The following is a 26,396-nucleotide window of genomic DNA, read 5'->3' on the forward strand; positions in this document are numbered from 1 at the left end:
CCGTGGCCGGCTTCGCCCCCGGTGACGAGGAGCTCCTGGGGGAACTCCTCGAACTCGCCGCGGTGTTCGGCGTCAGCATGACGCCGGGCGGGCCGGCGCGCAGGTCCGCCGCCTCCTGGGCCTAGAGCTCGGTGACCTTGCCGCCGGAGACTTCCAGGCGGCGGGTCACCTGGACCGCGTCGAGCATCCGGCGGTCGTGCGTGACCAGCAGGAGGGTTCCCTCGTAGGACTCCAGGGCCGACTCCAGCTGCTCGATCGCCGGCAGGTCGAGGTGGTTGGTCGGCTCGTCCAGGACCAGCAGGTTCACCCCGCGGCCCTGGAGCAGCGCGAGAGCGGCACGGGTGCGCTCACCGGGGGAGAGGGTCGCCGCCGGGCGCATGACGTGGGCGGCCTTGAGGCCGAACTTCGCCAGCAGGGTGCGCACTTCGGCGGGCTCGGTGTCGGGGACGGCCGCGCAGAACGCCTCCAGCAGGGGTTCGTCCCCGAGGAACAGACCGCGGGCCTGGTCGACCTCGCCGACCAGGACGCCGGAGCCGAGGGCGGCGGAGCCGGAGTCCGGGGACAGCCGGCCGAGGAGCACCGCGAGGAGGGTCGACTTGCCGGCGCCGTTCGCCCCGGTGATCGCCACCCGGTCCGCCCAATCGATCTGCAGGCTGGCCGGGCCGAAGGAGAAGTCCCCGCGCTTGACGGCCGCCTCGCGCAGCGTGGCCACCACGGAGCCCGAGCGCGGCGCCGCCGCGATCTCCATGCGCAGCTCCCACTCCTTGCGAGGCTCCTCGACGACCTCCAGCCGCTCGATCGCGCGCTGCGTCTGGCGGGCCTTGGCAGCCTGCTTCTCACTGGACTCGCCGCGCAGAGCCTTGCCGATCTTGTCGTTGTCGGTGGCCTTGCGGCGGGCGTTGCGCACGCCCTTGTCCATCCAGTTGCGCTGCATCTGGGCCCGGCCCTCGAGCGCGGCCTTCTTGTCCGCGTACTCCTCGAACTCCTCGCGCGCGTGGCTGCGGGCCCGTGCGCGCTCCTCCAGGTAGGAGTCGTAGCCGCCGCCGTAGAGGTTGATCTGCTGCTGCGCCAGGTCGAGTTCGAGCACCTTGGTGACGGTCCGCGTCAGGAACTCCCGGTCGTGGCTGATCACGACGGTCCCGGCACGCAGCCCCTTGACGAACCGCTCGAGACGTTCCAGGCCGTCCAGGTCCAGGTCGTTGGTGGGCTCGTCGAGCAGGAAGACGTCGTAGCGGGAGAGGAGGAGCGAGGCCAGGCCCGCGCGGGCCGCCTGGCCGCCGGACAGCGCCGTCATCGGCAGGTCGAGGTTGACCGCCAGGCCGAGGTCGTCGGCAACCTCCTCGGCCCGCTCGTCGAGGTCGGCACCGCCGAGGTCCAGCCACCGGTCGAGCGCGGTCGCGTACGCGTCGTCCGCGCCCGGCGTCCCGTCCACCAGGCCCTGCGTCGCCGCGTCGAGTTCCGCCTGGGCGGCGGCCACGCCCGTACGCCGGGCCAGGAACTCCCGGACCGACTCCTCGGGCCGGCGCTCCGGCTCCTGCGGGAGGTGGCCCACGGCGGCGGTGGGCGGCGAGAGCCGCAGCTGCCCGGTCTCGGGGGTGTCCAGCCCGGCGAGCAGGCGCAGCAGCGTCGACTTGCCGGCGCCGTTCACGCCGACCAGGCCGATGACGTCGCCGGGCGCGACGACGAGGTCGAGATCGGCGAAGAGCGTGCGCTCACCGTGCGCGGCGGTGAGCTTCTTGGCGACGAGGGTTGCAGTCGTGATGTGCCGATCCTATCGGCGCGCGGCCGGACCCCCCGCCTGGCCGGATAGGTGGGAAGCACGTCATTGCGGCCATCTCGGTGGCGGCACACCATGAAGCCATGGGGTCATCGCCGCGCAACGTCCTCGTCCTCCTCTACGACGGTGTCCAGAGCCTGGACGTGACCGGCCCGGTGGAGGTGTTCGCCGCGCTCGCTCGTTTTCCCGGGCGGGCCGGCTACGTGATCCGGACCGTGTCGGCGGGCGGGGAGCACGTCCGCACCGGCAGCGGGCTGACCCTGGTGCCGGACGGGGAGCTGGAGAGCGCCCGGCCGGGGACCGGGACCACAGTGCTCGTGCCCGGGGGACGGTTCACGGCCGACTTCGAGCCCAGGCTCACCGACTGGCTCCGCACCCACGGGGGTGGAGCGGAGCGGCTGGTCTCCGTGTGCACGGGAGGACTGCTGCTGGCCGAGGCGGGGCTGCTGGACGGGCGGCGGGCGACGACGCACTGGAACGCCTGCGAGCGGATGGCGCAGGACTACCCGGCGGTCACCGTCGAGCCGGACCCGATCTACGTACGGGACGGGCCGGTGGCCACCTCGGCCGGAGTGACGGCGGGCATCGACCTCGCGCTGGCCCTGGTGGAGGAGGACCACGGCCGGGACGTCGCCCTGACGATCGCCCGGCACCTGGTGGTCTTCCTGCGCAGGCCCGGCAACCAGGCGCAGTTCAGCGCCCAGCTCGCGGCCCAGACGGCCCGGCGGGACCCACTGCGGGACGTGCAGCAGTGGATCACCGAGCACCCGGGGGAGGACCTGGGCGTCGAGCACCTCGCCGCCCGTGCCCGGCTGTCGCCGCGGCACTTCGCCCGCGCCTTCCGGGCGGAAACCGGGGTCACGCCCGGCCGGTACGTCGAACGGGTGCGGGTGGAACACGCCCGGCGGCTGCTTGAGGAGAGCGGGGAAGGGATCGCACAGATCGCCCGGGCCTGCGGGTACGGGAACCCGGAGGCACTGCGCCGGGCCTTCGTGCGCACCCTCGGCCAGCCGCCCGCCGAGTACCGGCGCCGTTTCGGCACGGCCCGCTCCTGAGGGCAGGACCCGGCACACCCCCAGCACCCCCAGAAGGAGGAGCCGCCCCGCCGGGGCGGCCCGTGTCCCGACCACCGCTCCGGAGGAGCCATGCAGATCGCCGTACTGCTCTACGACCACTTCACCGCCCTCGACGCCATCGGCCCCTTCGACACCCTCGGACGGCTGACGGATGCCGAGGTCGTCTTCGTCTCCGAGCGGCCAGGGCCCGTGCGCACCGACAACGGGGCCCTCGCGCTCGTCGCCGACAAGGGGCTCGACGAGGTCACCCGGCCCGACGTCGTCATCGTGCCGGGCGGGCCGCATCCCGAGCGGGAGATGGCCAATCCCGTGGTCATGGACTGGCTGCGCACGGTCGACGCGGCCACCACCTGGACCACTTCCGTGTGCACCGGATCCCTGCTGCTGGCCGCCGCCGGGCTGCTCGACGGCCGGAGGGCCACCAGCCACTGGCTGTACCTGGACCAGCTGGCGAAGCACGGCGTCGAGCCCACCGGCGAGCGCGTGGTGTTCGACGGGAAGTACGTCACCGCCGCAGGGGTGTCCTCCGGGATCGACATGGGGCTCACCCTGCTCGGCCGGATCGCCGGCGACGACTTCGCCCGGGCGGTGCAGCTGATGACCGAGTACGACCCCCAGCCGCCCTACGACGCCGGCTCGCCCGAGAAGGCCCCGGCCGCCCTCGTCGAGTTGCTGCGGGGCAGCCACCTGTCCGCCTGAGAGCCGCAGGCCGTCACGGGGTCCAGGTGAAGCGGGGCGCCCGGCGCTCAAGGAACGCGGAGACACCCTCGGCGGTGTCGTCGCTTCCGGCCGCCTGCTCCTCCCAGTACCCGTCCCGGTCCGCGCGGCCGTCCGCGAACTCCTTGGCCGCCGCCTGCGTCAGTGCGGAGCGGGCGGCCAGGACCCCCGCGAACTCGGCCACGCGCGCGTCGAGTCGGCCGGCGGGCAGCAGCTCGTTCAGGAACCCGGCGCGCAGCGCCTGCTCCGCCCCTATCAGCTCCGCGGAGAAGAGGAGGTACTTGGCCCAGGCCGGGCCGACCAGGGAGGCGAGCCTGCGGGTGGAGGACGCCGGGTAGACGATGCCGAGCTTTGCCGGAGTCACCCCGAAGGACGCCCCCTCCTCGGCGAACCGCAGGTCGCAGGCGGCAGCCAGCTGGCTGCCGCCGCCCACGCAGAACCCGCGGATCGCCGCCAGCGTCGGTTTGGGGAAGGCTGCCAGCGCCTCCTCCGCCGCCACGGCGAGGGCCCGCGGGTCCTCGTCCCCGGTGAGGGAGGAGATGTCGGCGCCCGCGCAGAACGTCGGCCCGGCTCCGGTGAGGACCAGCACCCGTACGGCCGGATCGCACGCCAGGCCGTCCAGCAGCCCGGGGAGCGCCCGCCACATCGCGGCGGTCATGGCGTTGCGCTTGGCGGGGTGCGAGACGACGACGGTCGCGACCCCGTCGGAGACCGTGTGCAGGAGGGTTGCGTCCAGGGCTGCGTCCATGCGCCGGATGCTATCCCGGGCGGTGAAACGCATGATCAAGGGAGTCCCCACCGGCCGCGACAGTCTGTACGTGATCGGAACCTTCTGCTCGCTCGCCCTGCTGTTCGACGGCCTGAGCCTCATCGCGGTGGGCATGGGGGCGCGCCGCATCCTGGGGTTGGTCAGGGAAGACGAGCCGGGGACGGAGGCCGCCGCCGGGCACAGGACGCGCGAGGCGGCCCAGAAGCGTCCGGCAGAAGATCAGGAACAGACCAACAACTGACGCTGTCATACGCCAGTGGTCAGAAAGTGTCCGATTGACGCTGACTTCTGGTCAGCAGTCGGGTCCGGACCTACCCCTTCACCACTCTTGTCGCGTGGAGACGATCGAGCGTGAAGACGGGGGCCGGAAGATGGACGGCAGCGGGAGCGGCCCACGGGCCGGGGAAGGGGTGCCGGAGCCTCCGGCCGACCCGCTCGCCTACGAGGGCGTGTGGAGGTTCACGGCCCCCGCGGTAGAAGAATCCGTTCCGCAGGCCCGGCGGGCCGTCCGGGACCTCCTCGGGCGCCAGGGGGTGCCCGCCCGTCAGGACCTGGTGTACTCCCTGCTCCTGATCGTCTCCGAACTGGTGACGAACTCGGTCCGGCACGCCGCCCTGCTCTCGCCCGAGGTCGCGGTCGAGGTCGCGATCGGCCGCGACTGGGTACGGGTGGCGGTCGAGGACAACCACCCCTACCGTCCCAAGGCGCTGGAGGCCGACTTCGGCCAGACCGGCGGCCGCGGCCTGCTGCTCGTCCGGGAGGTCACCCTGGAGGCCGGCGGGGTCTGCGACGTCGAGCACACCTCGACCGGCGGCAAGGTCATCTGGGCGGCCCTCCCCCTCGGCACCCCGCCGACAGCCCGCTGAGGGCGGACGGCGGGGGAGAGGCGAAGGGCGTACCGGCTACCAGCCCGCCGCGTCGCCGGTCAGCTCACGGATCGCGGGCCGCGCCGCGTCCAGCACGGTCATGAACCAGGCCGAGAACGGCACCTCGGCGTGCCGCTTCGCCAGCTCTTCGGCGGTCACGAAGGCGGTGTCCTCGACCTCCTCCGGGTCGGGCCGTACGGCAGCCTGCGCAAGTCCCACGAACAGGTGATTGAACTCCTGCTCCACCAGACCCGAAGCGGGGTCCGGGTGGTTGTAGCGAACCGTTCCCGCCTGGGCGAGCAGCGAGGGCGACAACCCCAGCTCCTCGTGGGTCCGCCGGGCCGCGGCCGCGAACGGCGACTCCCCGGGATACGGGTGGCCGCAACAGGTGTTCGACCAAACGCCCGGCGAGTGGTACTTCCCGAGGGCCCGCTGCTGGAGCAGCAGACGGCCCTGCTCGTCGAACAGGAACACGGAGAACGCCCGGTGCAGCTGCCCGGGCGCCTGGTGGGCGGAGAGCTTCTCCGCCGTGCCGATGGTGTTGCCGGACTCGTCGACCAGTTCGAGCATGATCGGTTCTTGAGTACCGGTGCCGTGGGACGCGCTGTTCGCGGCGGTGGCTGGTGTGGTCGGCATACCCATCCTTCGCTTCGGACTTCGGCCTTCAGTCTGCCGTACAAAAGAGGCTTGTCCCCACTTCGGCAATCCGCGCATGTCCGCCCCCCGCCCCGTGCTAGGCGGAGGGCGGACCACCGGGGATCACCTCACGTGGCGCTCCCGCGCGTCAGACGCCGAAGGGTGCCGGATACGTGATCGTCCCCGCCGGAACCGGCACGGAACCGTCCAGCACCAGCGCCATCATCGCCTCGTCCGGGACCTCGAAGGGCGCCCGGATCCCGAACCGCGACGCCGCCGTGAAGCCGAAGCGCGGGTAGTAGGACGGGTGCCCCAGGACCAGCACCAGCGACTCACCCCGCTCCCGGGCCGCCGCGAGCAGCGCCCGTACGACGGAACTGCCCGCCCCCGAGCGCTGGTACGCCGGATCGACGGCCACCGGGGCGAGCGCCAGCGCCGGGGCGCCGCCGACCTCGCACCGGGTGAGCAGGGCGTGCGCCGCGACCGACCCGTCGGGGGCCTCGGCCACGTACGACAGCCCGGGCAGCCAGGAGCCGTCCGTGCGCAGCGCGTCGACGAGATCCGCTTCCAGCGGCGTCGGGAAGGCCGCCAGGTTGACGGCCCGTACGGCGGCGGTGTCCGCCGCGGTCTCCGGACGGGCCCGCCAGGCCTCGCCGCCGGCCTCCACCGGGCGCAGGACGTAGCCGGTGTAGCCGTACTCGTGCCCGTGGCGGGCCCGGACGTCGAGTTCCTCGCGGGTGGCGCCCACCGCCCGCGCCATGGCGGGGGAGTCGTCCCCGGCCCGCTCGCCGACCCGCTCGGCGAGCGGGCCGTAGTACTCGTCCCAGTCGGAGTCGGGCAGCGGGTGAACGCCGAGGACCCGGTAGCCGGCGGCCTGGGCGGCCGCGACGTTCCCGGCCGTGGAGCGCAGCGGGCACTGCGCGTCCCAGAAGGCGCGGGCTCCGGCGGACGGTTCCGCGGCCGTCCACTCGCACTCGGTCAGCACGAGCGTGCCGCCCGGGGCGAGCAGCCGCTTCCACCGCGCGAGCGCGGTGTCGAAGCCCAGGATGTAGGCGGAGCCCTCGGCCCAGACGAGGTCGAAGGAGCCGTCCTCGACGTCGGCGGGCAGCGCGTCCATGTCCGCCTCGACGGTGCGGATCCGGTCGGCGAGCCCGCGGGCCGCGGCGGCCGTGCGGAGCTCGTCGAGGAAGGGGCCGTGCAGGTCCACGGCGGTCACCTCGGCGGCGTCCGGGCCGTGGCCGCCCGCCTCGGCCGCGAGCACCAGCGTGCTGCGGCCCGGACCGCAGCCCAGGTCGAGGACGCGGGGCCGCTCGGGCAGCGGCCCGCACAGGGACAGCAGGGCGCGGGTGCTCGCGTCGGAGCCCGGAGCCTGCCGGGGCAGTCCGTGGTGGAGAGTGAGAAAAGCCTCGAAGAAGGCGTCGTCGGTGGTGCCGGCGTCGCGGATGTCGTCGGTCAACGTGAACCCTTGGAAATGGGGCTCCGGCCGATCTGCGGGTCCCCCGGCCCGTGCCGGGGAAACGGTGGATCAGGCCCGGCCGGTCGCCCGGGGGAAATGGGAGATGAACCGGAGTTCGCAGCTCTCGGCCGCGACCACTGCGACGGTCATCGACCCACCTCGTTTCCACTCGACGCCTTCAGGGGCGTGTCCACCGTAACATCCAGGCTGTTTGTGGTACCGCGCCGTGATCACCGATGATGATCGCGACCCGGCCCGGAGCCCGGATATTCGGCTTGTCAGGGCGTAAACGGGTGATGAACCCCTGCTTCCATTCATCCGATAGCCTCTGCCGACGTGCCGCCCCACGGGCGCGCCCGTTCGCCCATCCGTTCCAAGGAGTGAGTTCGTCTGCCGACCGTCATCCTCACCGGCCTGCCGGTCCCCGGATCGCCGCTCGCGGACCAGCTCCGCTCACTCGGCTTCGAGGTCCGCCCGGCCGCCGGTCCCCAGGACGCCGCCGCCGCACTGGCCGGCGTACCCGTCGATCAGCGGGTGGCCGTCGTGGACACCGCGTTCGTCGGACACGTGCACGCGCTGCGGCTCGCGCTGACGGACCCGCGCTTCGACGCCTGCGCCGTCACCGGCGCCCTCTCCGTGCAGGCGGGGGCCCGCGAGGCCCTCGACAAGGCCGTCGCCACGGAGGGCGCCCACGGATCCGGCCCCTGCGCCGACCGGCTCGCCGCCGCAGTCGAGGCCGCCGGGACGGCCGTCCAGCGGCCCGAGCTCGGCAGCCTGGTCGCCGCCGTCCCGGCCGACGCCGACGAGCGCGCGGCGGCGTCCGCCGCCGTCGCCGCAGTGGACGAGGAGGCCGTACGGCTGCGCTCCGCCGTGAAGTCCCGCGACGGGTTCTTCACCACCTTCTGCATCAGCCCGTACTCGCGCTACATCGCCCGCTGGTGCGCGCGCCGCGGACTGACCCCCAACCAGGTCACCACCGCCTCGCTGATCACCGCGCTGATCGCCGCCGGCTGCGCGGCCACGGGCGAGCGCTGGGGCTATGTCGCGGCCGGCGTGCTCCTCATCGTCTCCTTCGTCCTGGACTGCACCGACGGGCAGCTCGCCCGCTACTCCCTGCAGTACTCGACGATGGGCGCCTGGCTCGACGCGACCTTCGACCGGGCCAAGGAGTACTCCTTCTACGCCGGGCTCGCGCTCGGAGCCGCCCGGAACGGGGACGACGTCTGGGGCCTCGCCCTCGGCGCCATGATCCTCATGACGTGCCGGCACGTCGTGGACTTCTCCTTCAACGAGGCCAACCACGACGCCACCGCCAACACCAGCCCGACGGCCGCCCTCTCGGACCGGCTCGACAGCGTCGGCTGGACGGTCTGGGTCCGGCGGATGATCATCCTGCCGATCGGCGAACGCTGGGCGATGATCGCGGTCCTGACCGCCTTCACCACCCCCCGGATCGTCTTCTACGCCCTGATCGCCGGCTGTGCGTTCGGCGCCCTCTACACCACGGCGGGCCGCGTCCTGAGGTCCCTGACCCGCAGGGCCCGGCGCACCGACCGTGCCGCCCAGGCGCTCGCCGACCTCGCCGACTCCGGTCCGCTCGCCGAACTCCAGGCCCGCCTGCTGCGCGGCCGCGCCGGATCCTTCGGTTCCGTGTACGTCGCCGCCCTCGGCACCGTGCTGATGGCCGGAGCCGCCGTGTACCTCCCGTTCGGCGACCCCCGGCTCGTCGCCGCCGCCGTGATCTACGCCATGACGGCCGGCCTCGCCGTCGCCGCCCCGCTGAAGGGCGCGCTCGACTGGCTGATCCCGCCGCTGTTCCGCGCGGCCGAATACGTGACGGTCCTCGCGCTCGCCGCCAAGGCGGACGTCCCCGGGGCCCTTCCGGCGGCATTCGGCCTGATCGCGGCGGTCGCCTACCATCACTACGACACGGTGTACCGCATTCGCGGCGGCACCGGCGCGCCCCCGCACTGGCTGGTGCGGACGATCGGCGGCCACGAGGGCCGGGTCCTGCTGACCACGGTCCTCGCCGCCGTCCTGGTGGACCGCGCATCGGACTTCCCCGTCGCGCTCACGGCCCTGGCCGTGTTCGTGGCACTCGTGGTGCTCGTGGAGAGCATCCGCTTCTGGGTCTCCTCCGGGGCACCCGCCGTACATGACGAAGGAGAACCAGCATGATCGGCCTTGTCCTCGCTGCCGGTGCGGGACGCCGCCTGCGTCCCTACACCGACACCCTGCCCAAGGCCCTCGTGCCCGTCGGCCCCGAAGGCGACGAGGAGAGCCTGACGGTCCTCGACCTCACCCTCGGCAACTTCGCCGCGGTCGGCCTCACCGAGGTCGCGATCGTCGTCGGCTACCGCAAGGAGGCCGTCTACGCGCGCCAGGCCGCGCTGGAGGCCAAGTACGGCCTGAAGATCACGCTGATCGACAACGACAAGGCCGAGGAGTGGAACAACGCCTACTCCCTGTGGTGTGCGCGTGAGGTCATCAAGCGCGGTGTGATCCTCGCCAACGGCGACACCGTGCACCCGGTCTCCGTCGAGGAGACCCTCCTCGCCGCCCGCGGCAACGGCCAGAAGATCATCCTCGCCCTCGACACGGTCAAGAGCCTGGCCGACGAGGAGATGAAGGTCGTCACCGCCGACGGCAAGGGCGTGCAGAAGATCACCAAGCTGATGGACCCCGCCGACGCCACCGGCGAGTACATCGGTGTCACGCTCATCGAGGCCGAGGCCGCCGAGGCCCTCGCCGAAGCGCTGCGGACCACCTTCGAGCGCGACCCGGACCTGTACTACGAGGACGGCTACCAGCAGCTCGTCAACGACGGCTTCGCGGTCGACGTGGCCCCCATCGGCGACGTCAAGTGGGTCGAGATCGACAACCACGACGACCTCGCCAAGGGCCGGACGATCGCATGCCAGTACTGACGAGGCTCATCCCCTCGCCCGTCGTCGTCGACATCAGCCGCGGGGCGATGGACGACCTGGCCGGCCTCCTGGCCGACCAGCGGATCTCCGCCTCCGGCAAGCTCGCCATCGCGATCAGCGGGGGCTCCGGCGTGGCGCTGCGCGCCAAGCTGGAGCCCGTGCTCCCGCACGCCGACTGGTACGCCGTCGTCGACGGCACGATCGACTCCGCGGTCAAGCTGGCCGACGACATAAAGGGCCGCCGCTACGACGCCGTCGTGGGCCTGGGCGGCGGCAAGATCATCGACGTGGCCAAGTACGCCGCGGCGCGGGTCGGGCTGCCCATGGTGGCCGTCGCCACCAACCTCTCGCACGACGGCATCTGCTCGCCGGTGTCCATCCTGGACAACGACAACGGCCGCGGCTCCTACGGCGTCCCCACCCCGATCGCCATGGTGATCGACCTCGACGTCATCAAGGAGGCCCCGGTGCGGTTCATCCGCGCCGGGATCGGCGACGTGATCTCCAACATCTCGGCGATCGCCGACTGGGAGCTCTCGCACAAGACCAACGGCGAGCCCGTCGACGGCCTGGCCGCCGCCATGGCCCGTACAGCGGGCGAGTCCGTGCTGCGCCACCCCGGCGGCTGCGGCGACGACGAGTTCCTCACCGTGCTCTCCGAGGCGCTCGTGCTGTCCGGCATCGCCATGTCGATCAGCGGGGACTCCCGCCCGTCCTCGGGCGCCTGCCACGAGATCAGCCACGCCTTCGACCTGCTCTATCCGGGGCGCTCCGCGCTCCACGGCGAGCAGGTCGGCATCGGCGCGGCCTTCGCGATGCACCTGCGCGGGGCCGCGGATGCCTCCAGCCACTTCGTCGAGGTGCTGCGCCGGCACGGCCTGCCGGTCGCGCCCGAGGAGATCGGCTTCAGCGCCGACGAGTTCGTCGCGGCCGTCGAGTACGCCCCCCAGACCCGCCCGGGACGCTTCACGATCCTGGAGCACCTCAACCTGTCCGCCGCCGAGATCAGGGATGCATACGCCGACTATGCCAAGACCATCCGTAGCTGAACTGAGGCCCGTCGTCCACCCCGCGGGCGTGAAGGACCGGGTCAGCGGCGAGCACTGGGGCGGGCGCCTGTACATGCGCGAGATCTCCCTGCGCATCACCCGGGTCCTGGTCACCACCAAGGTCACGCCCAACCAGCTGACCTACCTGATGACCCTCGCCGGCGTCCTCGCCCTCCCGGCCCTGCTGGTGCCGGGCATCTGGGGCGCCGTCCTCGGCGTGGTCGCGGTGCAGCTGTACCTGCTGCTCGACTGCGTCGACGGCGAGGTCGCCCGCTGGAAGAAGCAGTACTCGCTCTCCGGGGTCTACCTGGACCGGGTCGGCGCCTACCTGTGCGACGCCGCGGTCCTGGTCGGCTTCGGCCTGCGCGCCGCCGACCTGTGGGGCACGGGACGCGTCGACTGGCTGTGGGCCTTCCTGGGCACGCTCGCCGCGCTCGGCGCCATTCTGATCAAGGCCGAGACCGACCTGGTCGGCGTCGCCCGCCACCAGGCCGGCAAGCCGGTGGTCAAGGACGCGGCGGCCGAGCCGCGCGCCAAGGGCATGGCCCTCGCGCGCCGGGCCGCCGCCGCGCTCAAGTTCCACCGCCTGATCCTCGGCATCGAGGCCTCGCTGCTCATCCTGTTCCTTGCCGTCCTCGACCAGATGCGCGGCGACCTGTACTGGTCCCGGGTCGGTGTCGCCGTGCTCGCGGGCATCGCGATGCTGCAGACCGTCCTGCACCTGGTGTCGATCCTCGCCTCCAGCAGGCTCAAGTGACGGCCCCGATGCGGCTGGGCGCCGTGATCATCACCATGGGCAACCGGCCCGACGAGCTCAAGGCGCTCCTCGACTCGGTGGCCCGCCAGGAGGGCGACCCGGTCGAGGTCGTCGTCGTGGGCCAGGGCGTACGCGTCGCCGAGGTGGCGGACCTGCCGCCGGGGGTCCGATCCGTCGACCTGCCCGAGAACCTGGGCATCCCCGGCGGCCGCAACGTCGGCATCGAGGCCTTCGGCCCGGCCGCCCGTGACGTGGACGTGCTGCTCTTCCTCGACGACGACGGGCTCCTGGAGCGCACCGACACCGCCGAGCTGTGCCGGCAGGCCTTCGCCGAGGACCCCGCACTCGGGATCATCAGCTTCCGGATCGCCGATCCGGACACCGGGCGGACGCAGCGCCGCCACGTGCCGCGGCTGCGGGCCTCGGACCCGATGCGGTCCTCGCGCGTGACGACCTTCCTGGGCGGTGCCAACGCCGTCCGCACGAAGGTGTTCGAGCAGGCCGGAGTCCTGCCGGGAGAGTTCTTCTACGCCCACGAGGAGACCGATCTGGCCTGGCGTGCACTCGACGCGGGGTGGCTGATCGACTACCGGGCGGACATGGTGCTGCTCCACCCGACGACTGCCCCCTCCCGGCACGCGGTCTACCACCGTATGGTGGCCCGTAACCGGGTGTGGCTCGCCCGCCGCAACCTGCCCGCCCCGCTGATTCCGGTCTACCTGGGCGTCTGGCTCCTGCTGACGCTTCTACGGAAGCCCTCGGGACCGGCGCTCAAGGCCTGGTTCGGCGGATTCCGCGAGGGATGGACCACTCCCTGCGGACCCCGCCGCCCGATGAGATGGCGTACGGTCTGGCGGTTGACCCGTCTGGGCCGACCTCCCGTCATCTGACCAGCCCGCGTCTGGGAACATGACGCGATCACGGGTTTCGAGCCACCAGCCTGATGCCCACCTGGCCGCATCTTGAAGACGAAAGTTTCAACTTGTGAGTGACACAACCCACGACGGCGCCCTCGCCACGAGCAGGCCGCCGTCCGCAGACGCGGGGCTCAGCGCCGCGGAGCTCGCCAGGAAGTACGGCCTCTCGGTCAGCGGCGCCCGGCCCGGTCTGGGCGAGTACGTGCGGCAGCTCTGGGGCCGGCGCCACTTCATCATGGCCTTCTCCCGGGCCAAGCTGGTCGCGCAGTACAGCCAGGCGAAGCTCGGCCAGGTCTGGCAGGTGGCGACCCCGCTGCTCAACGCGGCGGTCTACTGGCTGATCTTCGGGCTCATCCTCGGCGCGGGCCGGGAGATGCCCAAGGGCGTCTACGTCCCGTTCCTCATGATGGGCATCTTCGTCTTCACCTTCACGCAGAGCTCGGTGATGGCGGGCGTCCGGGCGATCTCGGGCAACCTCGGGCTGGTGCGGGCGCTGCACTTCCCGCGCGCCTCCCTGCCGGTGTCCTTCTCGCTCCAGCAGCTCCAGCAGCTGATGTACTCGATGATCGTCGTCTTCGTGATCGCCGTCGCGTTCGGCAACTACCCGCGGCTGTCCTGGCTGCTGGTGCTCCCCACGCTGGCCCTGCAGTTCGTCTTCAACACCGGCCTCGCCATGATCTTCGCGCGGATGGGCTCCAAGACCCCCGACCTCGCGCAGCTGATGCCGTTCGTGATGCGCACCTGGATGTACGCCTCCGGCGTCATGTTCCCGATCGCGGTCTACCTCAAGGACCAGCCGCAGTGGATCAGCGACGTGCTCCTGTGGAATCCGGTCGCGATCTACATGGACCTCATCCGGTTCGCTCTGATCGACGACTACGGCGCGAGCAACCTGCCCCCGCACGTCTGGCTCTTCGCCGTGGGCTGGGCCGTGGTGATCGGCCTCGGCGGCTTCGTGTACTTCTGGAAGTCTGAGGAGCGTTACGGCCGTGGCTGACAACACCCAGGGGCGCGTCCCCACCGTGATCGCGGACGGCGTGCACATCGTCTACCGCGTCAACACCGGCAGCAGCGGCAAGGGCGCGGCCACCGCCGCGCTCAGCAAGATAGTCCGCCGGAAGAAGGGCGACGCCCCGGGCGTGCGCCGCGTCCACGCCGTGCGCGGTGTCTCCTTCACCGCCTACCGCGGCGAGGCCATCGGCCTCATCGGCTCCAACGGCTCCGGCAAGTCCACCCTGCTGCGCGCCATCGCCGGCCTGCTGCCCTGCGAGGAGGGCAAGGTCTACACCGACGGCCAGCCCTCTCTGCTGGGCGTGAACGCCGCGCTGATGAACGACCTCACCGGCGAGCGCAACATCGTCCTCGGCGGTCTCGCCATGGGGATGAGCCGTGAGCAGATCAAGGAGCGGTACCAGAGCATCGTCGACTTCTCGGGCATCAACGAGAAGGGCGATTTCGTCTCGCTGCCGATGCGCACCTACTCCTCGGGCATGGCGGCGCGACTGCGGTTCTCGATCGCGGCGGCCAAGGACCACGACGTCCTGATGATCGACGAGGCCCTGGCCACCGGTGACCGCTCCTTCCAGGTGCGTTCGGAGAACCGAATCAAGGAACTCCGGGAGAAGGCCGGCACGGTCTTCCTGGTCAGCCACAACAACAAGTCCATCCGGGACACCTGCGACCGGGTGCTGTGGCTGGAGAAGGGCGAGCTCCTGATGGACGGGCCCACGGAGGAAGTCGTCTCGGCATACGAGAAGGCCACCAACGGCTGACCTCCGGGCCGCGCGGCGCCTTCCGAGGCGCTTCCCGCTTCACCGAAGGCCCCCGCCGCTCAGCGCGGCGGGGGCCTTAAGCATGTACGTGCATTACGTCGCATGCGCGTTCTCGTATTGCGCGGCGACATTCGGTGGCGCGGTGAATACCCGAGCGGCCTCCGCGACGTTCCACAGCGTAAGCTGTGGCGGTCATGAATCACGGCAAGAGGGGACGATTCCCCGCAGGTGAACGGCCCTGGGACAGCCCCGGGAAAACCCCGGCGGCGTGTCCGAAATAGGATGTAATGGGTCGGCAGTGTAGAACGGGAGATGTGACGGCAATGGCTACGGGAATTGGCCGGCCCCAAGGGACGGCGGCCGTCCCCGCCCCGGGCGGCGGGCGGTGAACCCGGGGCACGGCATCCGACCCCTGTCCGACACGGTCCACGTGAGCGCCACCCTCGACAAGGCAGCGGCGGAGAACTTCCCCGTCGCCCCGGCCTTCCTGCCCCGCGCCTGGCGCGACGGGCTGACGGCCGTCTACGGATACGCCCGCCTCGTCGACGACATCGGCGACGGCGACCTCGCCCCCGGCGGACACGACGCCGTTCTCCTCGGCCTCGACCCAGAAGCGGCCGACGACCGGCTCGCCATGCTCGACGCCTTCGAGACCGACCTGCTGCGCGTGTTCGGCTCCGCGGACGGCCCGCCGCGCCACCCCCTGCTGCTCGCCCTGCAGCCCGTGGTGCGCACCCACGGCCTGACCCCCGAGCCCTTCCTCGGCCTCGTCGAGGCCAACCGCCAGGACCAGAGGGTCACGCGCTACGAGACCTACGCGGACCTCGAGGCGTACTGCGAGCTGTCCGCCAACCCGGTCGGCCGCCTGGTGCTGTCCCTCACCGGCACCAGCACCCCCGAACGGATCCGTCTCTCCGACTCCGTCTGCACCGCCCTCCAGATCGTCGAGCACGTCCAGGACGTCGCCGAGGACCTGGGCCGCGACCGGATCTACCTGCCCGCCGAGGACATGCGGCGCTTCCACGTGTCCGAAGCCGACCTCGCCGCCCCGTCCGCCGGCGCTTCCGTGCGCGCCCTGGTCGCATTCGAATCCGAGCGCGCACGCGCGTTGCTGGATGAAGGAGTCCCGCTCGTGGGTAGCGTGCACGGCAGACTCCGGCTGCTGCTCGCGGGCTTCGTGGGAGGGGGGCGCGCCGCCCTGCGGGCCGTCACCGCCGCCGGCTTCGACGTACTCCCCGGCCCGCCCAAATCCACCAAGAGCGGCCTGCTCCGCGAGGTTGCCGCCGTCCTGCGCACAGCGCCGAGAAAGAGGTGAGCCCGACCGTGGAGGGCCCCACACACGCTTCCGCACAGACCGCGGTCTCCGCACCGGTCTCGGCGGCCTACAGCTACTGCGAGGCCGTCACCGGTTCACAGGCGCGCAATTTCGCGTACGGAATCCGGCTGCTGCCCACCGACAAGCGCCATGCGATGTCCGCGCTCTACGCCTTCTCCCGGCGGGTCGACGACATCGGCGACGGCACGCTGCCCACCGAGGCGAAGTTCGCGCGCCTGGAGGAGACCCGCGCCGTCCTCGGGAGGATCCGGGCGGGCGAGGTCGAGGAGGACGACACCGACCCGGTCGCCGTCGCCCTGGCACACGCCGCCCGGCGCTTCCCGATCCCGCTCGGCGGCCTGGACGAGCTCATCGACGGGGTCCTGATGGACGTCCGCGGCGAGACCTACGAGACCTGGGACGACCTCAAGGCCTACTGCCGCTGCGTTGCCGGCGCCATCGGACGGCTCTCGCTCGGCGTCTTCGGCACGGTCGAAGCACCGGGCACGCCCTACGCCGCGCGCGCCTCCGAGTACGCCGACACCCTCGGCCTCGCCCTGCAACTCACCAACATCCTCCGCGACGTCCGCGAGGACGCGGGCAACGGACGCACCTACCTGCCCGCCGAGGACCTCGCCAAGTTCGGCTGTTCGGAAGGCTTCCAGGCCGGCCGGCTCTCCGCCGGCGCCGACTTCGCCGGACTGGTCCACCACGAAGTCCGCCGCGCCCGCTCACTGTTCGCCGAGGGCTACCGGCTGCTGCCGATGCTCGACCGGCGCAGCGGCGCCTGCGTGGCCGCCATGGCCGGCATCTACCGGCGCCTCCTCGACCGCATCGAGCGGGAGCCGGAGGCGGTCCTGCGCGGCCGCGTCTCGCTGCCGCCGCACGAGAAGGCGTACGTCGCCGTGCGCGGCCTGTCCGGCCTCGACGCCCGTACCGTCACCCGCCAGGCCGTCCGGAGGCGGATGTGACGCCCCCGACGAAGACCACCCCGCCGGAGCGCGGGCCCCGCCCCGCGACCGGACGCCGCACGGCCCCCGTTCGCATGGACGCCTCGGGCACCGCCGGATCCGCCCGCGCCACCGGACAGGCCCTGCCGGCAGGCCGGGCGGGCGGGCGCGCGGGTGCGTGCGTCGCCCGGCGCGTCGCGGTCGAGGCCGCACCGGCGCCGAGCGCGCACCCGGCGTGCGCCGGCGACCTCGGGCGTACGAGCCCGGCGCGCCTCCCCGACCGTGCGCCGGCCGGGGCAACCACGCCGACGGCGAGCGCGTCTCTCCCCGCGGACCGCGGCCGGGCCGGGCGGGAGACCGCGACGGGATGGGGCCTGCCCGCTGCCCGGAACCTGCCGGCCGGCCCGGAGGGCGACCGCACCACGGGGGAGGGCGCATGACCGGTACCGACCACCACGCCGTCGTCGTCGGCGGCGGGCTCGCCGGCGTCACCACCGCCCTCGAACTCGCCGACGCCGGCCTCCGCGTCACCCTGCTCGAAGGCCGCCCCCGGCTCGGCGGGCTCGCCTTCTCCTTCAAGCGCGGCGACCTCGACGTCGACAACGGCCAGCACGTCTACCTGCGCTGCTGCACGGCCTACCGGTGGTTCCTCGACCGCGTCGAGGGGGCCTCCCTCGCCCCGCTCCAGGACCGGCTCGACGTACCCGTCCTCGACGTCGCCCACCCCGGCGGACCGCGCCTGGGACGGCTGCGCCGCGGCGGCCTGCCGGTGCCCCTGCACCTCGCCGGAGCACTCGCCCGCTACCCCCACATGTCCCTCGCCGAGCGCGCGAGCGTCGGCCGCGCCGCCCTCGCCCTGCGCCGCCTCGACCCGGCGGACCCGGCCCTGGACGGCCTGGACTTCGCCACCTGGCTCGGCCGCTACGGCCAGTCCGCCCGCACCATCGAGGCCCTGTGGGACCTCGTCGGCATCGCCACCCTCAACGCCACCGCCGAACACTCCTCGCTGGGCCTGGCCGCGATGGTCTTCAAGACCGGGCTGCTCTCCGAGAAGAGCGCGGCCGACATCGGCTGGGCCCGCGTACCGCTCGGCGAGCTCCACGACACCCTCGCCCGCAAGCAGCTCGACGCGGCGGGAGTACGCACGGAGCTGCGCACCCGGGTCACGGCCGTGACCCGGACGCCCGAAGGGGCCTGGCGGGTCGAGACCGAGGAGGAGTCCCTCGACGCGGGCACCGTCGTCCTCGCCGTCCCGCAGCGCGAAGCGCACGGGCTGCTGCCCGCCGGAGCCCTCGCCGACCCCGACAAGCTCCTCGACATCGGCACCGCACCGATCCTGAACGTCCACGTCGTCTACGACCGCAAGGTGCTCAAGCAGCCCTTCTTCGCCGCACTCGGCTCCCCCGTGCAGTGGGTCTTCGACCGCACCGACTCCTCCGGACTCCCCGACGGCGGCCAGTACCTGGCGCTGTCGCAGTCCGCCGCCCAGGACGACATCGACGAGCCCGTCTCGGTGCTGCGCGCCAAGTACCTGCCCGAGCTGGAGCGGCTGCTGCCCGCCGCGCGCGGGGCCAAGGTACGGGACTTCTTCGTCACCCGGGAGCGGACGGCGACCTTCGCACCCGCGCCCGGCGTCGGCCGGCTGCGCCCCGGGGCGCGGACCGACACGCCGGGGCTCTACCTGGCCGGTGCGTGGACTGCCACGGGTTGGCCCGCGACCATGGAGGGCGCCGTCCGGAGCGGACTGAGTGCGGCCCAGGCCGCACTCGCCGCACTCGGCCGCCACCGCGAACACCCTCTGCAGGAGGCGGCATGACGACCACCACCACGACGGCCGGCACCACCGCCGTCACGAGCACCACGAGCACAGCACGTACAGGAACAAGAGGAGAGCCAGTGAACCCGGGGAATCCGGCTGTCGAGAACACGGATGCCAGTGTGGGCGCAGCCGGAAGGGGCGTGGAGAAGGCGGACACTGTCGCCCTCCTGGAACGCGGCCGGACGATGTCGACCCCGGCGCTCCGCGCGGCCGTGGACCGGCTCGCCGCGCCCATGGACACCGTCGCCGCCTACCACTTCGGCTGGATCGACGCCCAGGGCCACCCGGCCGACGGCGACGGCGGCAAGGCCGTCCGCCCCGCCCTCGCCCTGCTCTCCGCCGAGGCCGCCGGTGCCGCGCCGGAGGTCGGCATCCCCGGCGCCGTCGCCGTCGAGCTCGTGCACAACTTCTCGCTGCTCCACGACGACCTGATGGACGGCGACGAGCAGCGCCGCCACCGCGACACCGTGTGGAAGGTGCACGGACCGGCCCAGGCGATCCTGGTCGGCGACGCCCTCTTCGCCCTCGCCAACGAGGTCCTCCTGGAGCTCGGCACCGTCGAGGCCGGCCGCGCCACCCGCCGCCTGACCACCGCCAGCCGCAAGCTCATCGACGGCCAGGCCCAGGACATCTCCTACGAGCACCGCGAGCGCGTCAGCGTCGAGGAGTGCCTGGAGATGGAGGGCAACAAGACCGGCGCCCTGCTCGCCTGCGCCGTCTCCATCGGCGCCGTGCTCGGCGGCGCGGACGACCGCACGGCCGACAAGCTGGAGGAGTACGGCTACCACCTCGGCCTCGCCTTCCAGGCCGTCGACGACCTGCTCGGCATCTGGGGCGACCCGGAGTCCACCGGCAAGCAGACCTGGAGCGACCTGCGCCAGCGCAAGAAGTCCCTGCCGGTGGTCGCCGCCCTCGCCGCCGGCGGGCCTGCCTCCGAGCGGCTCGCCGAACTGCTCGCCGCCGACGCCAAGAGCAGCGACTTCGAGAACTTCTCGGAGGAGGAGTTCGCGGCCCGCGCGGCGCTCATCGAGGAGGCCGGCGGACGCCGGTGGACCGCGGACGAGGCGCGCCGCCAGCACGCCGTCGCGATCCGGGCCCTGGACGGCGTCGACATGCCCCAGCGGGTGCGCGAACAGCTCGTGGACCTCGCCGACTTCGTCGTCGTACGCAAGAGGTGACCGCCACCCGACAGCGGATATGAATCGCGAGTCGCCGGCCGGCGCCGCCGCCTGAGGGTGGCGCGCGCCGGCCGACGGCAGACCCCAGCACAGCACAGGACACTGTTCTAAGGGGAAGCCATGACAGCGACGACCGACGGCAGCGCGGAGAGCGCCGGCGCCGGCAGCGAATCCACCCCGGGCGCCCCGCCGCCCGGCCCCGCCGGGGCAGCCGCCCCGGGGGCCGATTACGGGCTCGCCGGCCCGCCCGACCCGGCTCCCGCGGCCAGGCCGGTGGCCGGCGGCTCGCCCACCGTGCCGGTGGCGGTCACGGAGCGGATCGCCGCCCCGCCCGACCCGGCCCGGCGCCCCGGCCCGCCGCATTCCTACCGGCAGCCGGGTGCGCGCGGCACCGGGCGCACCGCGGCGGACCTGCCCGCCCCGCCGGCCGGCAGCCCGCGCGAGGTGTACGAGGCCACGGCGCGCGCGACCCGGCACCTCCTGGACCGCCAGGACCCCGCGGGCTGGTGGAAGGGCGATCTGGAGACCAACGTCACCATGGACGCCGAGGACCTGCTGCTGCGGCAGTTCCTCGGCATCCGGGACGAGGCCACCACGTACGCCGCCGCCCTCTTCATCCGCGGCGAGCAGCGCACGGACGGCACCTGGGCCACCTTCCACGGCGGCCCGCCCGAACTCTCCGCGACCGTCGAGGCCTACGTCGCGCTGCGCCTCGCCGGGGATCCGCCGGACTCCCCGCACATGAGCCGCGCCTCGGCCTGGATCCGGGCGAACGGCGGAATCGCCGCCGCCCGCGTCTTCACCCGGATCTGGCTCGCCCTCTTCGGCTGGTGGAGCTGGGACAACCTGCCCGAACTCCCGCCCGAGCTGGTGTTCCTGCCGCCCTGGGTGCCCCTGAACATCTACGACTTCGGCTGCTGGGCCCGCCAGACGATCGTCCCGCTCACCGTGGTCTCCGCGCTGCGCCCGGTCCGCCCGGCCCCCTTCGCCCTCGACGAGCTGCACACCGACGCACGGAACCCCTGCCCCCCACCCCGCCTGGCTCCACTGGCCAGTTGGGACGGTGCCTTCCAGAGGATGGACAAGGCCCTGCACGCCTACCGGCGGTTCGCCCCCCGGCGGCTGCGCAAGGCCGCCATGGACACCGCCGCCCGCTGGATCGTCGAGCGCCAGGAGAACGACGGCTGCTGGGGCGGGATCCAGCCGCCCGCCGTGTACTCCCTCATCGCGCTGCACCTGCTCGGCTACGACCTCGGGCACCCGGTGATGCGCGCGGGGCTGGAGTCCCTGGACCGGTTCGCGGTGCGGCGCGAGGACGGCGCCCGGATGATCGAGGCCTGCCAGTCGCCGGTGTGGGACACCTGCCTCGCCGCCATCGCACTCGCCGACGCGGGCGTGCGTCCCGACCATCCGGCCCTGGTCAAGGCCGCGGACTGGATGCTCGGCGAGGAGATCACCCGCACCGGGGACTGGGCGGTGCGCCGGCCCGGCCTGGCCCCCGGAGGCTGGGCGTTCGAGTTCCACAACGACACCTATCCCGACATCGACGACACCGCCGAAGTCGTCCTCGCCCTGCGCCGGATCAAGCACCCGGACCCGGTCCGGGTCGACGCCGCCATCGCCCGCGGGGTGTCCTGGAACCTCGGCATGCAGTCGAAGGACGGCGCGTGGGGCGCCTTCGACGCCGACAACACCAGCCCCTTCCCGAACAGGCTGCCCTTCTGCGACTTCGGCGAGGTCATCGACCCGCCGTCCGCCGACGTCACCGCCCACGTGGTGGAGATGCTCGCCTTCGAGGGCCGGGCGGGCGACGCCCGCACCCGGCGCGGCATCGCCTGGCTGCTCGACGCACAGGAGCCGGACGGCAGCTGGTTCGGCCGCTGGGGCACCAACTACGTCTACGGCACCGGTTCGGTGGTACCCGCCCTCACCGCGGCCGGCGTCGCGCCGGCACACCCCGCGGTCCGGCGGGCCGTGCGCTGGCTGGAATCCGTCCAGAACGACGACGGCGGCTGGGGGGAGGACCAGCGCTCCTACCAGGACCGCTCGTGGGCAGGGAAGGGCGCCTCCACCCCCTCGCAGACCGCGTGGGCGCTGATGGCGCTGCTGTCGGCCGGGGAACGGGACGGCGAGGCCGTCGAACGGGGCATCGCCCACCTGGTACGGACCCAGCGGGAGGACGGCTCCTGGGACGAGCCCTACTTCACCGGCACCGGCTTCCCGTGGGACTTCTCCATCAACTACCACCTCTACCGCCAGGTGTTCCCGCTGACCGCGCTCGGCCGCTACCTGTACGGGGAACCCTCCGCCCGGGCAGGCTCACCCGCGGGGGGCCCCTGATGTCCGCCGCCGCGGGTGACCGGACAGCCCAGGCCGGCCCGTTGCTGGTCGCGTGCGCCCTGCGCATCGAGCAGGCGGCGCTGCGCAGTGCGGGGCGCGGCTCGCCAGGCGGTACGCACCACGCGCAGGCCGGGGCGTACACCCTCCTGCGCACCGGGATGGGCCCCCGCGCGGCCGAACGGGCCGTCCGCCGGGCCCTGGAGGCGCCCGGGACGGACCGGGCCGCCGTCCTCGCCACCGGTTTCTGCGCCGGCCTCGTCCCCGGCATGAGCCCGGGCGACCTCGTCGTCGCGCAGGAGACCCGCGACCCGCAGGGGACCGTCCCCTGCACCGGGACCGCGCTGCTCGCCGAGGCGCTGGCCCGGGCCGCCCCCGGCCGGACCGTGCACACCGGCCCGCTGACCGGGTCCGACCACGTCGTGCGCGGCCAGGAGCGCGCACAACTGCGCGCCACGGGCGCCGTCGCCGTCGACATGGAGTCCGCCGCGACCCTCTGGGCCGCGGTCCGGGGCGGCGGCCGCGCCGTTGCGGCCGTCCGGGTGATCGTGGACGCCCCGGAGCACGAGCTCGTCCGAATCGGCACGGTGCGCGGGGGAATATCGGCCTTCCGTGTCCTGCGTGCCGTACTGCCCGCTTTTTTCGAATGGCACCGTTCTTCGCTGCTCCCCAGGAGGTGAGCCAGATGGCCATGCCGCTGCGCCAGACCGTCAGGGTCGGGACCTATCTGCTCGAACAGAAGCTCCGCAAGCGCGAGAAGTTCCCGCTGATCGTGGAGCTGGAGCCCCTCTACGCGTGCAACCTGGCCTGCGAGGGGTGCGGGAAGATCCAGCATCCGGCAGGAGTGCTCAAGCAGCGCATGCCGGTGGCCCAGGCGGTCGGGGCCGTGCTGGAGTCCGGTGCGCCGATGGTGTCCATCGCGGGCGGGGAGCCCTTGATGCACCCGCAGATCCACGAGATCGTGCGGCAATTGGTGGCACGGCGGAAGTACGTCTTCCTCTGCACCAACGCGCTGCTCCTGCGCAAGAAGATCGAGAAGTTCACACCCTCCCCGTACTTCGCCTTCGCCGTGCACATCGACGGCCTGCGCGAGCGCCACGACGAGTCGGTGGCCAAGGAGGGCGTTTTCGACGAGGCGGTCGAGGCCATCAAGGAAGCCAAGAGGCGTGGATTCCGGGTGACCACGAACTCCACCTTCTTCAACACCGACACACCGCAGACGATCATCGAGGTCCTCAACTTCCTCAATGACGACCTGCAGGTGGACGAAATGATGATCTCGCCCGCCTACGCCTACGAGAAAGCACCGGACCAGGAGCACTTCCTCGGTGTCGACCAGACCCGCGAACTCTTCAGGAAGGCGTTCGCGGGCGGCAACCGGCGGCGCTGGCGGCTCAACCACTCGCCGCTCTTCCTGGACTTCCTGGAAGGAAAGGCCGATTTCCCCTGCACGGCATGGGCCATTCCGAATTACTCCCTCTTCGGCTGGCAGCGCCCCTGCTATCTGATGAGCGACGGCTACGTGCCGACGTACCGGGAGCTCGTGGAGGAGACCGACTGGAACAAGTACGGCCGCGGAAAGGACCCGCGCTGCGCGAACTGCATGGCGCACTGCGGCTACGAGCCGACCGCCGTCCTCGCCACCATGGGGTCCCTCAAGGAATCCCTGCGGGCCGCCCGGGAGACGGTCGGGGGCAACCGGGACAGGTCGGCATGAGTCCGGCGGAGGGGGAGCGGGGCGGCGGTTTCGACCTCGGCGCCCTGCTGGCGGCGCGCGGCGCGGAGCGGTACGAGCTGCACGCCCGCCACCTCAATCACCAACTCCCCCGGATGCTCCGCACCATCGGCTTCGACAAGGTCTACGAGCGGGCCGAGGGAGCCCACTTCTGGGACGCCGAGGGCAACGACTACCTCGACATGCTCGCCGGCTTCGGGGTGATGGGCCTGGGCCGCCACCACCCCGTCGTCCGGCGGGCCCTGCACGACGTGCTGGACGCCCAGCTCGCCGACCTCACCCGCTTCGACTGCCAGCCGCTGCCCGGGCTGCTGGCCGAGAAGCTCCTCTCCTACAGCCCCCACCTGGACCGCGTCTTCTTCGGCAACAGCGGCACCGAGGCGGTGGAGACGGCCCTGAAGTTCGCCCGGTACGCAACCGGGCGGCCGAGGATCCTCTACTGCGGGCACGCCTTCCACGGGCTGACCGCCGGCTCGCTCTCGGTGAACGGCGAGGACGGGTTCCGGGACGGCTTCGCACCGCTGCTGCCCGACACCGAGGTCGCGCTGGGCGACCTGGCCGCCCTGGAGCGCGAGCTGAAGCACGGCGACGTGGCCGCCTTCGTCGTCGAGCCGATCCAGGGCAAGGGGGTCCTCGCGGCCCCGCCCGGATTCCTGCTCGCCGCGCAGGAGCTGCTGCACCGGCACAAGGCGCTGCTGATCGCGGACGAGGTGCAGACCGGACTGGGGCGTACCGGCGACTTCTACGCGTACCAGCACGAGCCGGGCGTGGAGCCCGACCTGGTGTGCGTGGCCAAGGCGCTGTCGGGCGGCTACGTGCCGGTCGGCGCGACCCTGGGCAAGGATTGGATCTTCAAGAGGGTCTACTCCTCCATGGACCGCGTGCTCGTGCACTCCGCGAGCTTCGGATCCAACGCACAGGCGATGGCGGCAGGGCTGGCGGTGCTGTCCGTCATGGAGGACGAGCACCTCGTGGCCCGCGCCCGGGCGACCGGCGACCTGCTGCGCGGGCGGCTCGCGGCCCTGGTGGACGAGTACGAGCTGCTCCACGAGGTGCGCGGCCGCGGCCTGATGATCGGCATCGAGTTCGGGCGGCCCTCCTCGCTGGGCCTGCGCAGCCGCTGGGCCGTACTCCAGGCGGCCCGCAAGGGCCTCTTCGCGCAGATGGTCGTGGTGCCGCTTCTGCAGAAGCACCGGATCCTCACCCAGGTCTCCGGGGACCACCTGGAGGTGATCAAACTGATTCCGCCCCTGGTGCTGGACGAGCAGGACGTCGACCGGTTCGTCGGCGCCTTCCGCGAGGTCATGGACGAGGCGCACGGCGGGTCCGGTCTGATGTGGGACTTCGGCAGGACCCTGGTGAAGCAGGCCGTCGCGGCGCGCTGACGGCCTGCGTCCCCGGTCCCCGTAACCGGATCAGACCAACAGCCGGTCCCGGAGTTGGTCGAGGGTCTCGGGCTGAAGCCCGAGGCCCTCCGCCAGGTAGCGGTCGACCCCGCCCCAGACCTCGTCGATGGTGTCGAAGGCGGCGATCAGGTACTCGGCGCGTGCGTCGAAGAGCGGCGCGAGCAGCTCCATCACCTCGGGCGAGCGGGCCTCGGCCGAGTCGGAGCTGCGGCGCACCCGGTAGCGGCGGTGCGGGGCGTTGGACTCCAGGTAGTCCGCCACGACGGCCTCGCGCTCGACGCCGAGCGCGAGCAGGGTGACGGCGACGGAGAGGCCGGCCCGGTCCTTGCCGGCCGCGCAGTGCAGGAGGGCGGGGACGCTGTCCTCGGCGAGGGCGTGGACGACCCGGCTGTGCTCGGCGGTGCGGGTCCGGATGATCCCGCGGTAGGAGTTCGCCATCCGGGCCGCGGCCTTGCCGTCGCCCAGGATCGAGCGGAGCTGGTCGAGGTCGCCGTCGCGGACCAGCCGCCAGAACTCCCGGCCGTCCGCCGGGTCCGAGAGCGGGATGTTGACGTTCCGCACGCCCGGCAGTTCGACGTCCGGCCCCTCCAGGGCGTGGTCGGCGCCGTTGCGGAAGTCGAAAATGGTGTGGAGGCCGAGCGAAGCGAGGAACTCTGCATCGGTTTCGGTGGCATGTGCGAGATGTCCGCTTCGGAACAGTCGTCCCGTCCCGACCCTTCGTCCGTCAGAAGTCGGCAATCCGCCCACATCGCGGAAATTGCGCACTCCGGTCAGCTCCGGCTCCTGTATCTGCTGGGTCACGGGAACTCCTCTGCCTTCTCTTGGGGCGTCTGTCCGAATTGAGCTGTTTGGCGCCAACTTGCCATATCCGGAGGCGAGATCGGGCACCGCCCCGTGAGCCAGATCATACGGTGACCGTGAGTGCCTGATCGTCGGA

25 protein-coding genes are annotated in these 26,396 nt (G+C 72.4%); 20 read left to right on the plus strand and 5 right to left on the minus strand.

Annotation, left to right across the window (positions count from 1 at the left end):
• The first annotated feature begins 2 nt into the window (after nucleotides 1-2).
• A complete protein-coding gene (locus tag ACZ6JS_RS19080; RefSeq protein WP_469299310.1) occupies nucleotides 3-125 on the plus strand; it encodes a hypothetical protein in 123 nt (40 codons plus the stop codon).
• Here the strand turns inward: ACZ6JS_RS19080 and ACZ6JS_RS19085 are convergent.
• Nucleotides 122-1,762 (minus strand): ABC-F family ATP-binding cassette domain-containing protein, encoded by a 1,641-nt coding sequence (locus ACZ6JS_RS19085; RefSeq protein WP_469299407.1) that lies wholly within the window; start codon nucleotides 1,760-1,762, stop codon nucleotides 122-124. The two genes, ACZ6JS_RS19080 and ACZ6JS_RS19085, sit on opposite strands and share 4 nt — an antisense overlap.
• Nucleotides 1,763-1,860: 98 nt before the next feature.
• On the opposite strand from ACZ6JS_RS19085, the gene ACZ6JS_RS19090 reads away from it, so the two are divergent.
• Together ACZ6JS_RS19090 and ACZ6JS_RS19095 are read left to right on the plus strand one after the other, a co-directional pair.
• Entirely contained in the window at nucleotides 1,861-2,832 is a 972-nt protein-coding gene (locus ACZ6JS_RS19090; RefSeq protein WP_469299312.1) for a GlxA family transcriptional regulator, read from the plus strand.
• A 90-nt stretch (nucleotides 2,833-2,922) separates the two neighbouring features.
• Nucleotides 2,923-3,552, plus strand: coding sequence for a DJ-1/PfpI family protein (locus ACZ6JS_RS19095; protein WP_469299314.1), 630 nt, complete (start codon nucleotides 2,923-2,925; stop codon nucleotides 3,550-3,552).
• A 13-nt stretch (nucleotides 3,553-3,565) separates the two neighbouring features.
• On the opposite strand, the gene ACZ6JS_RS19100 is transcribed toward ACZ6JS_RS19095, so the two are convergent.
• Complete coding sequence (locus ACZ6JS_RS19100; RefSeq protein ID WP_469299409.1) at nucleotides 3,566-4,306, minus strand: enoyl-CoA hydratase/isomerase family protein; 741 nt, start codon at nucleotides 4,304-4,306, stop codon at nucleotides 3,566-3,568.
• A gap of 34 nt (nucleotides 4,307-4,340) precedes the next feature.
• Between ACZ6JS_RS19100 and ACZ6JS_RS19105 the strand changes: the two genes are divergently transcribed.
• A complete protein-coding gene (locus ACZ6JS_RS19105) occupies nucleotides 4,341-4,580 on the plus strand; it encodes a hypothetical protein (RefSeq protein ID WP_469299316.1) in 240 nt (79 codons plus the stop codon).
• A gap of 94 nt (nucleotides 4,581-4,674) precedes the next feature.
• Complete coding sequence (locus tag ACZ6JS_RS19110) at nucleotides 4,675-5,205, plus strand: ATP-binding protein (protein WP_469299318.1); 531 nt, start codon at nucleotides 4,675-4,677, stop codon at nucleotides 5,203-5,205.
• A gap of 36 nt (nucleotides 5,206-5,241) precedes the next feature.
• Here the strand turns inward: ACZ6JS_RS19110 and idi are convergent, their stop codons facing one another.
• Nucleotides 5,242-5,841, minus strand: coding sequence for an isopentenyl-diphosphate Delta-isomerase (idi, locus tag ACZ6JS_RS19115; protein ID WP_392576792.1), 600 nt, complete (start codon nucleotides 5,839-5,841; stop codon nucleotides 5,242-5,244).
• 148 nt (nucleotides 5,842-5,989) lie between these two features.
• Nucleotides 5,990-7,297: a GNAT family N-acetyltransferase gene (locus tag ACZ6JS_RS19120; protein ID WP_469299320.1), complete on the minus strand. Its 1,308-nt coding sequence runs from the start codon at nucleotides 7,295-7,297 to the stop codon at nucleotides 5,990-5,992.
• Between the two features lie 543 nt (nucleotides 7,298-7,840).
• On the opposite strand from ACZ6JS_RS19120, the gene ACZ6JS_RS19125 reads away from it, so the two are divergent.
• The 15 genes from ACZ6JS_RS19125 (at nucleotide 7,841) to ACZ6JS_RS19195 (ending at nucleotide 25,438) form a co-directional block, all read left to right on the plus strand.
• On the plus strand, nucleotides 7,841-9,475 hold the full coding sequence (locus ACZ6JS_RS19125) for a DUF5941 domain-containing protein (RefSeq protein WP_469299322.1): 1,635 nt from the start codon (nucleotides 7,841-7,843) through the stop codon (nucleotides 9,473-9,475).
• The gene (locus ACZ6JS_RS19130; protein ID WP_469299323.1) at nucleotides 9,472-10,224 is read left to right on the plus strand and encodes a phosphocholine cytidylyltransferase family protein; all 753 of its coding nucleotides are present in this window, start codon (nucleotides 9,472-9,474) and stop codon (nucleotides 10,222-10,224) included. Before ACZ6JS_RS19125 ends, ACZ6JS_RS19130 begins: the two co-directional genes overlap by 4 nt.
• Entirely contained in the window at nucleotides 10,212-11,273 is a 1,062-nt protein-coding gene (locus tag ACZ6JS_RS19135) for an iron-containing alcohol dehydrogenase family protein (RefSeq protein WP_469299325.1), read from the plus strand. The genes ACZ6JS_RS19130 and ACZ6JS_RS19135 overlap by 13 nt, the downstream gene beginning before the upstream one ends.
• Nucleotides 11,251-12,030: a CDP-alcohol phosphatidyltransferase family protein gene (locus tag ACZ6JS_RS19140; RefSeq protein WP_469299327.1), complete on the plus strand. Its 780-nt coding sequence runs from the start codon at nucleotides 11,251-11,253 to the stop codon at nucleotides 12,028-12,030. Before ACZ6JS_RS19135 ends, ACZ6JS_RS19140 begins: the two co-directional genes overlap by 23 nt.
• Nucleotides 12,031-12,038: 8 nt before the next feature.
• Complete coding sequence (locus tag ACZ6JS_RS19145; protein ID WP_469299410.1) at nucleotides 12,039-12,920, plus strand: glycosyltransferase family 2 protein; 882 nt, start codon at nucleotides 12,039-12,041, stop codon at nucleotides 12,918-12,920.
• 94 nt (nucleotides 12,921-13,014) lie between these two features.
• A complete protein-coding gene (locus ACZ6JS_RS19150; RefSeq protein WP_469299329.1) occupies nucleotides 13,015-13,944 on the plus strand; it encodes an ABC transporter permease in 930 nt (309 codons plus the stop codon).
• Nucleotides 13,937-14,719, plus strand: coding sequence for an ABC transporter ATP-binding protein (locus tag ACZ6JS_RS19155; RefSeq protein WP_469299331.1), 783 nt, complete (start codon nucleotides 13,937-13,939; stop codon nucleotides 14,717-14,719). The genes ACZ6JS_RS19150 and ACZ6JS_RS19155 overlap by 8 nt, the downstream gene beginning before the upstream one ends.
• A 430-nt stretch (nucleotides 14,720-15,149) precedes the next feature.
• Nucleotides 15,150-16,034, plus strand: coding sequence for a squalene synthase HpnC (hpnC, locus tag ACZ6JS_RS19160; RefSeq protein WP_469299333.1), 885 nt, complete (start codon nucleotides 15,150-15,152; stop codon nucleotides 16,032-16,034).
• Complete coding sequence (hpnD, locus tag ACZ6JS_RS19165) at nucleotides 16,031-17,005, plus strand: presqualene diphosphate synthase HpnD (protein ID WP_469299334.1); 975 nt, start codon at nucleotides 16,031-16,033, stop codon at nucleotides 17,003-17,005. Before hpnC ends, hpnD begins: the two co-directional genes overlap by 4 nt.
• A gap of 415 nt (nucleotides 17,006-17,420) precedes the next feature.
• On the plus strand, nucleotides 17,421-18,800 hold the full coding sequence (gene hpnE, locus ACZ6JS_RS19170) for a hydroxysqualene dehydroxylase HpnE (RefSeq protein ID WP_469299335.1): 1,380 nt from the start codon (nucleotides 17,421-17,423) through the stop codon (nucleotides 18,798-18,800).
• An 80-nt stretch (nucleotides 18,801-18,880) separates the two neighbouring features.
• On the plus strand, nucleotides 18,881-19,981 hold the full coding sequence (locus ACZ6JS_RS19175; protein WP_469299337.1) for a polyprenyl synthetase family protein: 1,101 nt from the start codon (nucleotides 18,881-18,883) through the stop codon (nucleotides 19,979-19,981).
• Between the two features lie 120 nt (nucleotides 19,982-20,101).
• Nucleotides 20,102-22,321, plus strand: a complete 2,220-nt coding sequence (gene shc / locus ACZ6JS_RS19180; protein ID WP_469299338.1) for a squalene--hopene cyclase — start codon at nucleotides 20,102-20,104, stop codon at nucleotides 22,319-22,321.
• A complete protein-coding gene (locus ACZ6JS_RS19185; protein WP_469299339.1) occupies nucleotides 22,321-22,998 on the plus strand; it encodes a phosphorylase family protein in 678 nt (225 codons plus the stop codon). Before shc ends, ACZ6JS_RS19185 begins: the two co-directional genes overlap by 1 nt.
• A gap of 5 nt (nucleotides 22,999-23,003) precedes the next feature.
• A complete protein-coding gene (gene hpnH, locus ACZ6JS_RS19190; RefSeq protein WP_469299341.1) occupies nucleotides 23,004-24,035 on the plus strand; it encodes an adenosyl-hopene transferase HpnH in 1,032 nt (343 codons plus the stop codon).
• Nucleotides 24,032-25,438 (plus strand): aspartate aminotransferase family protein, encoded by a 1,407-nt coding sequence (locus tag ACZ6JS_RS19195; RefSeq protein WP_469299343.1) that lies wholly within the window; start codon nucleotides 24,032-24,034, stop codon nucleotides 25,436-25,438. The genes hpnH and ACZ6JS_RS19195 overlap by 4 nt, the downstream gene beginning before the upstream one ends.
• A gap of 30 nt (nucleotides 25,439-25,468) precedes the next feature.
• Here the strand turns inward: ACZ6JS_RS19195 and ACZ6JS_RS19200 are convergent, their stop codons facing one another.
• The gene (locus tag ACZ6JS_RS19200; RefSeq protein WP_469299345.1) at nucleotides 25,469-26,260 is read right to left on the minus strand and encodes a tyrosine-protein phosphatase; all 792 of its coding nucleotides are present in this window, start codon (nucleotides 26,258-26,260) and stop codon (nucleotides 25,469-25,471) included.
• Nucleotides 26,261-26,396 lie beyond the last annotated feature (136 nt).

Source organism: Streptomyces sp. NPDC046349 (assembly GCF_055587885.1).